Raw genomic sequence first — 15,875 nt, 5'->3', positions numbered from 1 at the left:
AATAGAAGGAAGCGCAAGGACGGCGGATTCTACGCGTTGACGCATCGGTCAGGAAAAAACCTGTGTTAGCGATTTGTAAGCGAGGGCTGCGATCCCTGTACACTGCGGGTCCGCCAAAGGAGCCTGCCATGCTGATTGTTGCCGACGAAAATATTCCGCTGCTCGATGCATTCTTCCAGGGATTTGGCGAGATTCGCCGCGTCCCCGGCCGTTCCATCGACCGCGCCACGGTCGAGCAGGCCGACGTGCTGCTGGTGCGCTCGGTGACCAACGTCAACCGCGCCCTGCTGGAGGGGACGAAGGTGCGCTTCGTCGGCACCTGCACCATCGGCACCGACCACTTGGACCTCGATTACTTCAAGCAGGCCGGCATCCAGTGGTCCAGCGCCCCCGGCTGCAACGCCCGTGGCGTGGTGGACTATGTGCTGGGCAGCCTGATGACCCTGGCTGAAATCGAAGGCGCCGACCTCAATCACCGCACCTATGGCGTGGTTGGCGCCGGTGAAGTCGGCGGGCGGCTGATCAAGGTGCTCAAAGGGCTGGGTTGGAACGTGCTGGTCTGCGACCCGCCACGGCAGATCGCCGAGGACGGCGATTACGTCAGCCTGGACCAGATCATCGAGCAATGCGATGTGATCAGCCTGCACACCCCGCTGACCAAATCCGGCAACGGTTCCACTTGGCATTTGTTCGATCGTCAGCGGCTCAACCAGCTCAAGCCCGGCACTTGGCTGATCAATGCCAGCCGTGGCCCGGTGGTGGACAACGCCGCCCTGCGCGAGGTGTTGCTGGCGCGTGAAGACCTGCAAGCGGTGCTGGATGTGTGGGAGGGCGAGCCTGAAGTGGACGTGGACCTGGCGGACCTCTGCGTGTTGGCCACGCCGCACATCGCTGGCTACAGCCTGGACGGCAAGCAACGCGGCACCGCGCAGATTTATCAAGCGTTCTGCACGCACCTGGGTCAGGAACCCGGCATCCAGTTGAGTGATTTGCTGCCGCAGCCGTGGTTGGCCGAGGTGCAGTTGAATGCGTCCACTGACCCGGCCTGGGCGCTGGCGACCCTGTGCCGCAGCGTGTACGACCCGCGTCGCGATGATGCGGATTTCCGGCGTAGCCTGGTAGGAACGGTGGAAGAACAGCGCAAGGCGTTTGACCTGCTGCGCAAAAACTACCCTGAGCGCCGTGAGATTGATGGCTTGAGGGTGAGCATCAACGGTGAGTCGGCCGCGTTGTCGAACATCGTCAGCGCATTGGGCGCCGCGGGCGTTTAGACCCCGATAAAAAACCCGGCCACCTGGGCCGGGTTTGAAAGAGCGTCGGCGCTTCAGCCTTGCCGGGCAGGCTTAACCAGTCGCTGTTCCAGTTCGCTGCACGCTTGCTGGATCATCTCTTCGGTAATCTGCACTTCGCGGCCTTGGGCGTCGATATACGAGCAAGGCAATTGCTGCGGCTGGCGGATCACTTCAATCTTGGCATCGCTGCTATTTTGCAAGGTCATGGCCTGTCTCCTCATCAGGTTGTGTACCTACTCTGCTTATTACTCTAAGCCGCCCGCGTGACCAGGCTGTTACAACTCCCTGTCGGGTCAGCGGTTCGAACACCCAGTCCACCAGAAACCGCTACAAATTTCCAGCTGGGGGTTAGACCGATAGCCTCTAGGGATCAGCATCGGCGGGCATAATTAACCTGACTCATTGTTATTTACCCAAGTTCCCCCAATGTTGTGAGGTAGACACTTATCTCCCCTGCGCAGGTGATGCCCTCCATGTTCTCAGTCCGTCAACGCCGTGCGATTCGCCTGGCCAGCCGCTTCATTGCGCCCTACCGCTGGCACGCGCTCGGCGCGCTGTTGGCGCTTATCGTCACCGCCGGTATTACCTTGTCGATGGGGCAGGGCATCCGATTGCTCGTGGACCAGGGTTTCATGACCCAGTCGCCGCACCTGCTCAACCAGTCCATCGGCCTGTTCATGATGCTGGTGCTGGGGTTGGCAGTGGGTACGTTTGCGCGGTTTTACCTGGTCTCGTGGATCGGCGAGCGGGTGGTGGCGGACATCCGTCGGCAAGTGTTCAACCACCTGATTTATCTGCATCCGGGCTTTTACGAGAACAATCGCAGTTCGGAGATCCAGTCGCGGCTGACCACTGACACCACGTTGCTGCAATCGGTAATCGGCTCGTCTTTATCGTTGTTCCTGCGTAATGCCTTGATGGTCATCGGTGGCATCGTGTTGCTGTTTGTCACCAACCCCAAGCTCACCAGTATCGTGGTGGTGGCACTGCCACTGGTGCTGGCGCCGATCCTGATCTTCGGCCGACGTGTACGCAGCCTGTCGCGCCAAAGCCAGGACCGCATCGCCGACGTGGGCAGCTATGTGTCCGAGACCCTCGGCCAGATCAAAACCGTGCAGGCCTACAACCACCAGGTGCAGGACGAACAGCGTTTCGCCGTGACCGTGGAAGAGGCCTTTACCACCGCGCGCAAACGCATCGCCCAGCGCGCCTGGCTGATTACCCTGGTGATCATGCTGGTGCTCGGCGCCGTCGGGGTGATGCTGTGGGTCGGTGGCATGGATGTGATCAACGGGCGCATTTCCGGCGGTGAGCTGGCGGCGTTTGTGTTCTATAGCCTGATCGTCGGCAGCGCGGTCGGCACCCTGAGCGAAGTGCTCGGCGAGTTGCAACGCGCCGCTGGTGCCGCCGAGCGCATTGGCGAGTTGTTGCAGTCGAGCAACGAAATCCAGGCGCCCGCCACCGGCACCGTCCAACTGCCGGAGCGGGTCAGCGGGCGCATGGCGTTGCAAGACCTGCGGTTTTCCTATCCCTCACGTCCCGACAGCTATGCCATCGATGGCCTGAACCTGACCATCAACCCCGGTGAAACCCTGGCCTTGGTCGGCCCGTCCGGCGCGGGCAAATCGACGATTTTTGATCTGTTGCTGCGCTTCTACGACCCCCAGCAAGGCCGCATCCTGCTGGAGGGCCACCCGCTGACCGAACTCGACCCCATGGACCTGCGCCGTCATTTCGCCCTGGTGTCCCAGAGCCCGGCGTTGTTTTTCGGCAACGTCGAAGAGAACATCCGCTACGGCAACCCGACGGCCACCGCCGAGCAGGTCGAGGCCGCCGCGCGCATTGCCCACGCCCATGACTTCATCCTGCAAATGCCCGACGGCTACCAAACCCACCTGGGCGATGGCGGCATGGGCCTCTCCGGCGGCCAACGCCAACGCTTGGCCATCGCTCGGGCGCTGCTGGTGGACGCGCCGATTCTGCTGCTGGACGAGGCCACCAGCGCCCTCGATGCCCAGAGCGAACACCTGATCCAGCAGGCCTTGCCGCAATTGATGCAAGGGCGTACCACGCTGGTGATCGCCCATCGACTGGCCACGGTGAAGAACGCCGACCGCATTGCGGTGATGGACCAGGGCAAGCTGGTGGCGGTAGGCACGCATCAGCAGTTGATTGCGAGCAATCCGCTGTATGCGCGGTTGGCAGCGTTGCAGTTCAGTGATGGGGTGGAGGAAAGCGCCTCGCACTAAATCTCACCCCCAAAAAAAATGCCCGCATTGAGAAATGCGGGCATTTTTATATGGCGTGCAGCTTCAAACTTGCTGTTTAAAGCTGCCTTTATTACTGATCGTCAAAATACCGCTCATGCCAATCCACCAGCGGCTGTGGTGAGTTGAGCTTCTGGCCGTAGATCACCGAATAAGACAGCACGTTCTGCACATACTGGCGGGTTTCGTCGAACGGGATGCTTTCCACCCACACGTCAAAACTCAGGTGATCCGCGCCGCGCAGCCATTGGCGCACGCGGCCGGGGCCGGCGTTGTAGGCGGCGGAGGCGAGCACACGGTTACCGTTGAACTGGCTGTGCACCTGGCTCAGGTAGGCGGCGCCGAGCTGGATGTTTTTGTCCGGGTCCAGCACTTGGGCGGGGGAGGCCAGGGGGATGCTGAACTTGCGTGCGGTTTCCTTGGCGGTACCGGGCATCAGTTGCATCAGGCCGCTGGCGCCGACGCCAGAGCGGGCGTCATCCATGAAGGCGCTTTCCTGACGGGTAATCGCGAACACCCAGCTGGAGTGCAGGCCGCGCACCTTGGCTTCGCGCACCAGGGTGTCGCGGTGCGCCATCGGGAAGCGGATGTCCAGGTCATCCCAGTACTGCGCCTGGCTGATGGTGCGGATCGCCGGGAAGTACCATTTCATGTCGTAGGCCAGCTTGGCCTGGGCAACCATCTCGTCGCGGTTGAAGTGACGGCTCACGTGGTACCACTCACGGCGGCCATCCACCACCTGGCCACGTGCGTAGAACTCCAGGGCACGACGTACGCCCGGGGTGTTACGCACCTTGCTGACCAGTGCCTGGCTCATTAGCAGCGGTTTGTTCTTCAGCTGGTACGGGGCCTTGGAGCGATCCGCCGCCAGGAACCCGTAGAAATCGCGTTCTTGCGCCAAGTGTTTGTACAGGACCAGCGCTTGCGGGTTCTTCGGCTCGGCCAATTCCAGACTGCGGGCCTGCCAGTAGCGCCAGCGGTTGGTGGTGGCCAGGTCCTGGGGAAGCTTGCGGGTCAACTGGTAGGCGTCTTCCCAGCGCGCCAGGCGCAGCAGCAGGCGCAGGCGCCACTCGGAGACGGTGTTGTCGCGCAGTTCGGGATCGTACTTGGTCATCACCTCAAGGGCGCGCGGGTCATAGCGCTTGGCCAGGGTGAGACCGATTTCGCGGGCGATCGACACTTTTTCGTCACGGGAGAAGTGCATGCTGCTGGCGTAGCCGTCGAGCAGGGCCATGGCCTTGTCGGGATCCTGGCGTGCCAGGCGGCGCAGGCCCAGGCCCACGGCGTCAGACATGGCCTCAGTGGCCGGCAGGAAGCGTGAAGGGTCGCTGAGCATGTCGGGCTTCTGCGCCACGTCCACCATCAAGCGGCCTTGGGCGCCGAGGGTGGGCAGGGTTTTCACCAGGCTGTTGGCCAGCGCGTAGTTGCGCGCTTCGGCGGCGAGTTTGGCGCGATCCCAGATCTTCTGTTCAGTGAGTTGGCCGTCAGCCGCCCACTGCCCGAAGGTGACATCGCAGGCCGCCGGTTGGGACTTGCCGGTCATCCACAGTTTTTCGGCGGTCTTGTAGCCTTCCGCTTTCAGGTTGTGGGTGAGCTGGAACTGGCCATGCAGGCAGTCGAGTTCGACGAAATTGAGCTTGGCGTCGTAGTACTTTTCAAAGGTCTGCCAGTCGCCACGCTCGGCCAACCAGCGCAACCAGCGCAGCTTCATCCAATTGGCCTGGGGCAGGTCGCCGTTTTTGGCGAGGAACTGCTCGATTTCCTGGTTGCTCGCGGTTTTCAGGCGTGCCGTCAGTTCGTCATAGGCCAGGTACGGTGTCAGCGGGTAGTCGGCCAGGGCTTGGCTGTATTGCATGTAAGGCCCGGTATCGCCCTTGGCCAAGGCGCGTTTGGCTTCATCGTAATATTGACGTTGGGTGGTGAGGTCCACGGCCTGTGCGGATTGAACGGCGGTGGCGGAAAGAAGCAGACAAGATAAAAAGTTGAAAAGGCGGCTGCGCATGAGACGTCCGTGCAGAGAAATCACGACTAGCATCGGCACCGCCGACACTGATTGCCCCTAGCTTAGCCTTTTGCCCAACGCAGACGAAAGCTTTGCCGGGCGGTTCGTTCAAGTTCGTTGGAAATGTCCTACAGAACGTGTCGGTAGCGAAAATGCCAGCCGCATCCCACCCCTAACTCAGGTAGAATGCGCGCCCAGTTTTTGGAGAAGCGTATGACCCTGCTCAAATTCAGCGATGTGTCCCTTGCTTTCGGCGCTATGCCGTTGTTGGACAAGGTGTCCTGGCAGATCGCCCGTGGTGAGCGGGTGTGCATCATCGGCCGCAACGGCACCGGCAAATCCAGCATGATGAAGCTGGTCAAAGGCGACCAGAAGCCCGATGACGGCTCCGTATGGCGCGCGCCGGGCCTCAAGATCGGCGAATTGCCGCAAGAATTGCCGGTGGCCGACGGACGGACAGTGTTCGACGTGGTTGCCGAAGGCCTCGACGGCGTCGGCGCGCTGCTCGCCGAATACCATCACCTGGCACAAAACTGTGTCACCGAAGACGACCTGAACAAGCTGATGCACGTCCAGCAAGACCTCGAAGCCCGTGATGGCTGGCGCTTGCAGCAACTGGTCGACAGCACCTTGAGCCGCCTGCAACTGCCGGCCGACAAGACGCTCGCCGAGTTGTCCGGTGGCTGGCGTCGTCGTGTGCTGCTGGCCCAGGCCCTGGTTTCCGAGCCGGACCTGTTGTTGCTCGATGAACCGACCAACCACCTGGACATCGGCGCGATTGCCTGGCTGGAGGAAGCCCTCAAGGAGTTCCAGGGCGCTGTGCTGTTCATCACGCACGATCGTTCCTTCCTGCAGAATCTGGCGACCCGCATCCTTGAGTTGGACCGTGGTGGTCTGATCGACTGGAACGGCGACTACGCCAGCTTCCTGGTACACAAGGAAGCCGCGCTGGCCGCCGAAGAAACCGCCAACGCGCTGTTCGACAAGAAGCTGGCCCAGGAAGAAGTCTGGATCCGTCAAGGCATCAAGGCCCGCCGCACCCGTAACGAAGGTCGCGTACGTGCCCTGAAAGCCCTGCGGGTCGAGCGCAGCGAGCGTCGCGAGCGCACCGGCAAGGCCAATATCCAGCTGGACACCGCCGACAAGTCGGGTAAGCAGGTGATGGTGCTGGAGAACGTCAGCTTCCATCACCCGGACGGCCCGTTCCTGATCAAGGACTTCTCCATGGTCCTGCAGCGCGGCGACCGTATCGGCCTGCTGGGCGCCAACGGCACCGGCAAGACCACGTTGCTCAAGCTGATGCTCAGCGGTCTGCAGCCGACCAGCGGCACCGTGGAAGAGGGTACGCGCATCGACGTGGCTTACTTCGACCAGTTGCGCCACCAGTTGGACCTGGAAAAAACCGTGATCGATAACGTCGCCGAAGGTCGCGACTTTATCGATATCGACGGCCAGAGCCGCCACGTCCTAAGCTACTTGGGTGACTTCCTGTTCAGCCCGCAGCGTGCCCGTACACCGGTGAAAGCCTTGTCCGGGGGAGAGCGTGCGCGCCTGCTGCTGGCCAAGCTGTTCAGTAAGCCGGCCAACCTGCTGGTCCTCGACGAACCGACCAACGACCTCGACGTGGAAACCCTCGAGCTGTTGGAAGAAGTGCTGCTGACCTTCAACGGCACTGTGCTGATGGTCAGCCACGACCGGGCATTCCTCGACAACGTGGTCACCAGCACCCTGGTCTTCGAAGGCGAAGGCAAGGTGCGTGAATACGTCGGTGGTTACCAGGACTGGCTGCGTCAGGGCGGCTCGCCGCGTCTGTTGGGCGTGACCGAGAGCAAGTCCGGCAAAGCTGACCTGAACTCGGCGGTGGTGGCGCCAGTGGCAGCTGCTACGCCGGTTGTGGAGTCGGCGCCGGTTGGCAAGAAGAAGCTCAGCTACAAGCTGCAGCGTGAGCTGGAAGCCTTGCCGGGTGATATCGACGCCAAGGAACAGCAGATTGCCGCGGTAGAAGCGGAGATGGCTGACGCGGGTTTCTACCTGCGTCCGGCGGCGGAAACTGCCAAGGTGATTGCTTCCCTGGAGAAACTGAATCAGGAGTTGGAAGTGCTGGTTGAGCGTTGGGCCGAGCTGGATGCCTGAGTGATCTGCACGTAATAAAAAACCCGGTGTTCATTTTCATGAGCACCGGGTTTTTTATATGAAATACAGTTGAAAATGTGCTTAAGAGGATTTCACCAGCTTCACGGCCAGCACATCACACGGCGCGCCATGCAATACATCATTGGCAGTGGAGCCCAGCAACAACGCCAGACCATGCCGGCCATGGCTGCCCACCACGATCAGGTCGCAGTTTTGTTCCTTGGCCAGATGGTGGATTTCCTGGCGCGGTTGGCCGTAAGTGAGGTGGGAGTTTTCCTTGGTCACTTCGGGGTATTTGAGAATCAACCGGTCCAGGCGCTCTTTGGCCTGATCGAACTGTTGTTGCTGCAACTGGGAAAGGTCCATGGGCACGTCACCCCCAAAGGCCATGGCCATTGGTTCGACGATATGCACCAGCGACAGTTTGGCACCGCTGGCGATCGCGAAGGCGCGGGCGCGCTTGATGACTGGATCGCACTCTTCGGTCAGGTCGACAGCGACCAGAATATGTTCGTAGGACATGGGGCGTTCCTCCAGGGGACTGCAATAAGTTCAGTATGGCTGCTTTCAAGCGGATGGGGTTGCGTCAGATCAAATCCGCTCATCTAGAAATTCGGGAGTACACATATGACGGTCTGGATAGTGGTGTCAATCCTTGTGGTGGTTCTGAGCCCTCTGGCATGGCTGCGGCCGTCGCGCCATCAGAGCGGGCGCATGGCCCTGCGCATGGAAGCACGCCGTATCGGCCTGGCCATGCAGTTGGCGCCCCAGGAGTGGCCCCATTGGCTCAAGCAGGAGCCGCCGAGCCCCTGTGCGCAGTACTGCCGGCCACGGCGCGGGAGCACGCCGGCCATCTGGAGTTACTGGCAGTTGGAGCCGGGTGTGTGGGTCAATCAGTGGCGTGAAGTGTGTGTCGATGAGAAGTTGTTGCCGCATTTTGCAAAGCTGCCGACCAACGTCTACAAGGTCGAGGCCGACAAGCAGATGATTGCGTTGTATTGGGGCGAGAAGGGCGAGGCGAGTGTGTTGAAAGATATCGATGTGTTGCTCAAGGCGCTTGCCTAAAAGCCAGGCAATAAAAAGCCCGACATCATCATCGGGCTGGAGTTGGCCAGGCAGGCCGGTAAATCTGTGTTTCCCGCGTCGGATGTTCATCCAGGCGCGTCAGGGTTGTCGCTAGCCTAGCGGTATATCCCGTTCTGTACAGCCTTTTCCCAGATCTTTTCTATTATTGATTTCGTGAATAGTTGAATATTGACGAATCACGGGCTTATGGTCGGGGTTCTGAAATGACTGGAAAGTCGCGTTTTTCCTAGCCTTTCGAGCGATTGACAATTGCCCGGAATTGGATGAAGGTGGCGTACCCAAATCAAACGGGCGTATGAATTGAGCGTTTGTCTGTCAGACGACTCATACAGAATCCCGACTATCGCATTGGCGGGTGTGCCTGGCGGATTGGCTTGAACATTGGCGAATTCATCAATGTCCAGCCAGAGGCCAGCGTCCAATGTGTACTGTTCAGCTTCCATATCGTGGAGATCAGTTGATGATTTACGAAGGTAAAGCCATCACGGTTAAGGCTCTTGAAAGTGGCATCGTCGAACTGAAATTCGACCTCAAGGGTGAGTCCGTCAACAAGTTCAACCGTCTAACCCTGAATGAATTGCGTCAGGCCGTAGACACCATCAAAGCTGATGCTTCGGTCAAGGGCGTGATCGTCTCCAGCGGCAAGGACGTGTTCATCGTCGGCGCTGACATCACCGAATTCGTCGACAACTTCAAGCTGCCCGATGCCGAGCTGGTGGCTGGCAACCTCGAAGCCAACAAGATCTTCAGCGATTTTGAAGACCTCAACGTACCGACCGTCGCCGCGATCAACGGCATCGCGTTGGGCGGTGGCCTGGAAATGTGCCTGGCGGCGGACTTCCGCGTCATGTCGGCCACTGCCAAGATCGGCCTGCCTGAAGTCAAACTGGGCATCTACCCAGGTTTCGGCGGCACCGTACGCCTGCCGCGTCTGATCGGTGCCGACAACGCTATCGAATGGATCGCCGCCGGTAAGGAAAACAAGGCTGAAGACGCCCTGAAAGTCGGTGCTGTCGACGCTGTAGTTGCCCCGGATAAACTGGCCGAAGCCGCACTGAACCTGATCAAGGGCGCCATCAGCGGCGAATTTGACTACAAGGCCAAGCGTCAGCCGAAGCTGGAAAAACTCAAGCTCAACGCCATCGAACAAATGATGTCGTTCGAAACCGCCAAAGGTTTCGTGGCTGGACAGGCCGGCCCGAACTACCCGGCGCCGGTTGAAGCGATCAAGACCATCCAGAAAGCCGCGAACTTCGGTCGCGACAAAGCCCTGGAAGTGGAAGCGGCTGGCTTCGTCAAACTGGCGAAAACCTCCGCAGCCCAGAGCCTGATCGGCCTGTTCCTGAACGATCAGGAACTGAAGAAAAAGGCCAAGGCCTACGACGAAATCGCCAAGGACGTGAAACAGGCTGCCGTACTCGGCGCCGGTATCATGGGCGGCGGTATCGCTTACCAGTCGGCGTCCAAAGGCACGCCGATCCTGATGAAAGACATCAACGAACACGGGATCGAGCAAGGCCTGGCGGAAGCCGCCAAGCTGCTGGTCGGTCGCGTGGACAAAGGTCGCATGACCGCCGCGAAAATGGCTGAAGTGCTCAACGGCATTCGTCCTACGCTGTCCTACGGCGATTTCGGTCATGTCGACCTGGTGGTCGAAGCGGTTGTCGAGAACCCTAAGGTCAAGCAAGCCGTACTGGCTGAAGTGGAAGCCCAGGTCAAAGACGACACCATCCTGGCCTCCAACACCTCGACCATTTCCATCTCGCTGCTGGCCAAGGCCCTCAAGCGTCCGGAAAACTTCGTCGGCATGCACTTCTTCAACCCGGTGCACATGATGCCGCTGGTAGAAGTGATCCGTGGCGAGAAGTCCAGCGAGCTGGCCGTTGCCACCACCGTTGCCTACGCCAAGAAAATGGGCAAGAACCCGATCGTGGTCAATGACTGCCCGGGCTTCCTGGTCAATCGCGTGCTGTTCCCGTACTTCGGCGGTTTCGCCAAGCTGGTCAGCGCTGGTGTGGACTTTGTGCGCATCGACAAAGTCATGGAAAAATTCGGCTGGCCAATGGGCCCGGCATACCTGATGGACGTGGTCGGCATCGACACCGGCCACCACGGTCGCGACGTCATGGCTGAAGGCTTCCCGGATCGCATGAAAGACGACCGCCGCTCGGCGATCGACGCGCTGTACGAGGCCAAGCGCCTGGGCCAGAAGAACGGTAAGGGCTTCTACGCCTACGAGGCTGACAAGAAGGGCAAGCAGAAGAAAGTGGCCGATCCGTCGGTGCACGAAGTGCTCGCTCCGGTCATCTACGAACAGCGTGAGGTGTCCGACGAGGACATCATCAACTGGATGATGATCGCCCTGTGCCTGGAAACCGTGCGTTGCCTGGAAGACGGCATCGTCGAGACCGCCGCCGAAGCCGATATGGGCCTGGTGTACGGTATTGGTTTCCCTCCATTCCGTGGTGGTGCACTGCGTTACATCGACTCGATCGGTGTGGCTGAGTTCGTTGCCCTGGCTGACAAATACGCTGATTTGGGCCCGCTGTACCACCCGACCGCGAAGCTGCGTGAAATGGCCAAGAACGGCCAGAGCTTCTTCGGTTAAGCGCCCAGACGACTAGAGCGAGAATATTTATGAGCTTGAATCCAAGAGACGTGGTGATTGTCGACTTCGGTCGCACACCGATGGGCCGCTCCAAGGGCGGCATGCACCGCAACACCCGTGCCGAAGACATGTCGGCACACTTGATCAGCAAAGTGCTGGAGCGCAACACCAAGGTCGACCCGAACGAAGTCGAGGACGTGATCTGGGGCTGCGTCAACCAGACCCTGGAGCAGGGCTGGAACATCGCGCGCATGGCGTCGCTGATGACCCAGATCCCGCACACTGCCGCGGGCCAGACCGTGAGCCGTCTGTGCGGTTCGTCGATGAGCGCGCTGCACACCGCCGCCCAGGCGATCATGACCGGCAACGGTGATGTGTTCGTGGTAGGTGGTGTGGAGCACATGGGCCACGTCAGCATGATGCACGGCGTCGATCCTAACCCGCACATGTCGCTGTACGCGGCGAAAGCCTCGGGCATGATGGGCCTTACCGCGGAAATGCTTGGCAAAATGCACGGCATTACCCGCGAAGCCCAGGACGCGTTCGGCTTGCGTTCCCACCAGCTCGCCCACAAGGCGACCCTGGAAGGCAAGTTCAAGGATGAAATCATCCCGATGAACGGTTATGACGAGAACGGTTTCCTGAAACTGTTCGACTACGACGAAACCATTCGTCCGGATACCACCCTGGAAAGCCTGGCGGCCCTCAAGCCAGCGTTCAATCCAAAGGGCGGCACCGTGACAGCCGGTACTTCGTCGCAAATCACCGACGGTGCTTCGTGCATGATCGTGATGTCGGCGCAGCGTGCCCAGGACTTGGGTATCCAACCGCTGGCCGTGATCCGTTCGATGGCCGTGGCGGGTGTGGACCCGGCAATCATGGGCTATGGTCCAGTACCGGCCACACAAAAAGCCTTGAAGCGCGCGGGCCTGACCATCAACGACATCGACTTCTTCGAGCTCAACGAAGCTTTCGCCGCACAGGCCCTGCCGGTGCTGAAAGATTTGAAAGTACTCGACAAGATGAATGAGAAGGTTAACCTGCACGGCGGCGCGATTGCCCTGGGCCACCCATTTGGTTGCTCCGGTGCACGTATCTCCGGCACTTTGCTTAACGTGATGAAGCAAAATGGCGGCAACCTCGGGGTAGCCACCATGTGCATTGGTCTCGGCCAAGGCATTTCCACCGTCTTCGAACGCGTCTAAGCGTTGGGTTGACGGAAGCCGGGGCCCAGTGCCCCGGTTTTTGTTTTTGGGTGGTTTTGTATTTTTTTTTTAACAAATTTTGTAAGAGGGCCAGAGCATGAAAGTCGAACCAGGGCTCTACCAGCATTATAAAGGTCCGCAGTACCGTGTTTTCAGTGTGGCGCGCCACTCCGAGACCGAAGAAGAAGTGGTGTTCTACCAAGCACTGTATGGCGATTACGGCTTTTGGGTGCGTCCTTTGAGCATGTTCCTGGAGACCGTCGAAGTTGACGGCGAGCAGGTCCCGCGCTTTGCTTTGGTCCAGGCCGAACCCAGTCTTTTTTCAGGGCAATAACGGCGGGTCGCGCAGAATGCTGCGCTTGACCTCACCTTGTTGCCACTATATATAGCGTTGCCGCGACAGGCGCCAACTGCCTTTCACTTCTCGAATTCAGGAATTTTCCGATCCATGGGCAAATCGCTGGTCATTGTGGAATCCCCGGCTAAGGCCAAGACCATCAACAAGTACTTGGGCAACGAGTACGTGGTGAAGTCGAGTATCGGCCATATCCGAGACCTGCCCACCAGCGGTTCGGCTAGCGCCAGTAAGGAGCCAGCCGCCAAGCGCGGCAAGGCGGCTGCGGGCGAAGGTCCGGTGCTCAGCCCTAAAGAGAAAGCGCGCAAGCAGCTGGTCTCGCGCATGGGTGTGGACCCGGATCATGGCTGGAAGGCCAAGTACGAAATCCTTCCAGGCAAGGAAAAGGTCATCGAAGAGCTGCGCCGGCTCGCCAAGGATGCCGACACCATCTATCTCGCAACGGACTTGGACCGCGAAGGGGAAGCCATTGCCTGGCACCTGCGGGAAGCCATCGGCGGCGACGACAGCCGCTACAAGCGTGTGGTGTTCAACGAAATCACCAAGAAGGCCATCCAAGAGGCCTTCTCCAAACCCGGCGAACTGGACATCGACCGCGTCAACGCCCAACAGGCCCGTCGTTTCCTCGACCGCGTCGTGGGTTACATGGTCTCGCCACTGCTGTGGGCCAAGATCGCCCGTGGGCTGTCCGCCGGCCGTGTGCAATCGGTTGCGGTGAAGCTGGTGGTGGAGCGTGAGCGCGAAATCCGTGCGTTCATCCCCGAAGAGTACTGGGAAGTCCACGCCGATCTGGGCACTGCCAAGGGCGCCAACGTGCGCTTTGAAGTGGCCCGCGAGAAAGGCGAGGCCTTCAAGCCGCTGAACGAAGCCCAGGCCATGGCGGCGCTGGAAAAGCTCAAGTCTTCCAGTTACAGCATCGTCAAGCGTGAGGACAAGCCGACCAGCAGCAAGCCATCGGCACCGTTCATCACCTCCACCCTGCAACAGGCCGCGAGCAACCGCCTGGGCTTTGGGGTGAAGAAAACCATGATGATGGCCCAGCGCTTGTACGAAGCCGGCTACATCACTTACATGCGTACCGACTCCACCAACCTGTCGGTGGACGCGGTCGCGATGGCGCGTACTTATATTGAAGAAGAGTTCGGCAAGAAGTACCTGCCCGAGAAACCGAACGTCTACAGCAGCAAGGAAGGCGCACAAGAGGCTCACGAAGCGATCCGTCCTTCCGACGCCAATACCACGCCTGCCAAGCTGAGCGGCATGGAGCGCGACGCTGAGCGCCTCTACGAGCTGATCTGGCGCCAGTTCCTGGCCTGCCAGATGCTGCCGGCGCAATACCTGTCCACCACCGTCACGGTGGCGGCTTCTGACTTCGAGCTGCGTGCCAAGGGCCGTATCCTCAAGTTCGACGGCTATACCCGTGTGATGCCGCAAATCGCCAAGCCTGGCGATGACGATGTGCTGCCGGACATGGCCCAGGGCGATACGCTGAAGCTGATCACGCTCGACCCGTCCCAGCACTTCACCAAGCCGCCGGCGCGTTATTCGGAAGCCAGCCTGGTGAAAGAGATGGAAAAACGCGGTATCGGTCGTCCTTCGACCTACGCGGCGATCATCTCCACCATTCAGGACCGTGGCTACGTTGCGCTGCACAACCGTCGTTTCTATTCGGAAAAGATGGGCGACATCGTCACCGAACGCCTGTCGGAAAGCTTCTCCAACCTGATGGACTACGGCTTCACCGCCGGCATGGAAGAGAACCTCGATGACGTGGCCCAGGGCGAACGCGATTGGAAAAACGTGCTGGACGAGTTCTACGGCGACTTCAAGAAAAAACTCGAAGTAGCTGAAAGCCCTGAAAGCGGTATGCGCGCCAATCAGCCGGTGATGACTGACATCCCGTGCCAGACCTGCGGCCGCCCGATGCAGATTCGTACGGCGTCCACCGGCGTGTTCCTCGGTTGCTCGGGCTACAGCCTGCCGCCGAAAGAGCGCTGCAAGGCCACCGTCAACCTGGTGCCGGGTGACGAAATCGCTGCCGATGACGAGGGGGAATCCGAGTCGCTGGTACTGCGTGGCAAGCACCGTTGCCCAATCTGCAGCACGGCGATGGACGCCTACCTGCTGGATGAAAAGCACAAGCTGCATATCTGCGGTAACAACCCGGATTGCAACGGCTACGAGATTGAAGAGGGCACCTATCGCATCAAAGGCTACGAAGGTCCGAGCCTGGAATGCGACAAGTGTGGCAGCGAGATGCAGCTCAAGACTGGCCGTTTCGGCAAGTTCTTCGGCTGCACCAACCCGACGTGCAAGAACACCCGCAAACTGCTGAAAAGCGGTGACGCGGCGCCGCCGAAGATGGACCCGGTGAAGATGCCTGAACTCAAGTGTGAGAAGGTCAACGACACCTACATCCTGCGTGACGGCGCTTCGGGGCTGTTCCTGGCTGCCAGCCAGTTCCCGAAAAACCGCGAGACCCGTGCACCGCTGGTGCTGGAGATCGTGCCGCACAAGGACGAGATCGATCCGAAGTACCACTTCCTGTGTGAAGCGCCGAAGAAGGATCCGGATGGTCGCCCAGCCGTGATCCGTTACAGCCGCAAGACCAAGGAGCAGTACGTGCAGACCGAAGTGGACGGCAAGCCTACTGGCTGGAAAGCGTTCTACGACGGCGGCAAGTGGAAGGTCGAGGACAAGCGCCAGGGCGCTTGACCCGTCGGATGCGCTGAAGATCCAATGTGGGAGGGGGCTTGCCCCCGATAGCGGTATATCAGTCGACATGTGTATGACTGATGCGCCGCAATCGGGGGGCAAGCCCCCTCCCACATTTGGATCAGTCTGGATCTGAACGTCGAGTTTTGCCCCCCATAAGCAGCGGTTTATTGCACTTGCAGTAGGCTCGGCTGATCCGTGACACTGTTCAG

11 protein-coding genes are annotated in these 15,875 nt (G+C 59.9%); 8 read left to right on the top strand and 3 right to left on the bottom strand.

The features are described from left to right. Nucleotides 1-128: 128 nt before the first annotated feature. Nucleotides 129-1,271 carry a 4-phosphoerythronate dehydrogenase PdxB gene (pdxB, locus tag BMZ57_RS25720; RefSeq protein ID WP_069673297.1) on the top strand — a complete coding sequence of 381 codons (1,143 nt, stop codon included), beginning with the start codon at nt 129-131 and terminating at the stop codon, nt 1,269-1,271. A 53-nt stretch (nt 1,272-1,324) separates the two neighbouring features. Here pdxB and BMZ57_RS29615 read toward each other — a convergent pair whose 3' ends face one another. Further along, complete coding sequence (locus tag BMZ57_RS29615; RefSeq protein WP_010212086.1) at nt 1,325-1,498, bottom strand: PA1571 family protein; 174 nt, start codon at nt 1,496-1,498, stop codon at nt 1,325-1,327. A 258-nt stretch (nt 1,499-1,756) separates the two neighbouring features. Here BMZ57_RS29615 and BMZ57_RS25715 point away from each other — a divergent pair, with 258 nt between their 5' ends. Next, the gene (locus BMZ57_RS25715; protein ID WP_162484835.1) at nt 1,757-3,541 is read left to right on the top strand and encodes an ABC transporter transmembrane domain-containing protein; all 1,785 of its coding nucleotides are present in this window, start codon (nt 1,757-1,759) and stop codon (nt 3,539-3,541) included. A gap of 91 nt (nt 3,542-3,632) precedes the next feature. On the opposite strand, the gene BMZ57_RS25710 is transcribed toward BMZ57_RS25715, so the two are convergent. Next, nucleotides 3,633-5,561, bottom strand: a complete 1,929-nt coding sequence (locus tag BMZ57_RS25710) for a transglycosylase SLT domain-containing protein (protein WP_021490993.1) — start codon at nt 5,559-5,561, stop codon at nt 3,633-3,635. Between the two features lie 213 nt (nt 5,562-5,774). Between BMZ57_RS25710 and BMZ57_RS25705 the strand changes: the two genes are divergently transcribed. Continuing rightward, nucleotides 5,775-7,694, top strand: a complete 1,920-nt coding sequence (locus BMZ57_RS25705) for an ATP-binding cassette domain-containing protein (RefSeq protein WP_010212078.1) — start codon at nt 5,775-5,777, stop codon at nt 7,692-7,694. 81 nt (nt 7,695-7,775) lie between these two features. On the opposite strand, the gene BMZ57_RS25700 is transcribed toward BMZ57_RS25705, so the two are convergent. Beyond that, a complete protein-coding gene (locus BMZ57_RS25700; protein ID WP_010212077.1) occupies nt 7,776-8,216 on the bottom strand; it encodes a universal stress protein in 441 nt (146 codons plus the stop codon). A 105-nt stretch (nt 8,217-8,321) separates the two neighbouring features. On the opposite strand from BMZ57_RS25700, the gene BMZ57_RS25695 reads away from it, so the two are divergent. The 5 genes from BMZ57_RS25695 (at nt 8,322) to topA (ending at nt 15,663) form a co-directional block, all read left to right on the top strand. Then, the gene (locus BMZ57_RS25695) at nt 8,322-8,759 is read left to right on the top strand and encodes a hypothetical protein (protein ID WP_010212076.1); all 438 of its coding nucleotides are present in this window, start codon (nt 8,322-8,324) and stop codon (nt 8,757-8,759) included. A 481-nt stretch (nt 8,760-9,240) separates the two neighbouring features. Further along, nucleotides 9,241-11,388: a fatty acid oxidation complex subunit alpha FadB gene (gene fadB, locus BMZ57_RS25690; protein WP_005786151.1), complete on the top strand. Its 2,148-nt coding sequence runs from the start codon at nt 9,241-9,243 to the stop codon at nt 11,386-11,388. Between the two features lie 29 nt (nt 11,389-11,417). After that, the gene (fadA, locus tag BMZ57_RS25685; RefSeq protein ID WP_021490991.1) at nt 11,418-12,593 is read left to right on the top strand and encodes an acetyl-CoA C-acyltransferase FadA; all 1,176 of its coding nucleotides are present in this window, start codon (nt 11,418-11,420) and stop codon (nt 12,591-12,593) included. 97 nt (nt 12,594-12,690) lie between these two features. Next, on the top strand, nt 12,691-12,927 hold the full coding sequence (locus BMZ57_RS25680) for a DUF1653 domain-containing protein (protein ID WP_010212074.1): 237 nt from the start codon (nt 12,691-12,693) through the stop codon (nt 12,925-12,927). Nucleotides 12,928-13,041: 114 nt separating this feature from the next. Then, on the top strand, nt 13,042-15,663 hold the full coding sequence (gene topA, locus BMZ57_RS25675) for a type I DNA topoisomerase (RefSeq protein ID WP_044286837.1): 2,622 nt from the start codon (nt 13,042-13,044) through the stop codon (nt 15,661-15,663). The last annotated feature ends 212 nt before the right edge of the window (nt 15,664-15,875 follow it).

The sequence above is a fragment of the Pseudomonas simiae genome, assembly GCF_900111895.1.
Classification (GTDB): Bacteria; Pseudomonadota; Gammaproteobacteria; order Pseudomonadales; family Pseudomonadaceae; genus Aquipseudomonas; species Aquipseudomonas simiae.
The sequence above is the reverse complement of the archived record's forward strand: the minus strand, read 5'-3'. Positions and strand labels throughout refer to the sequence as shown.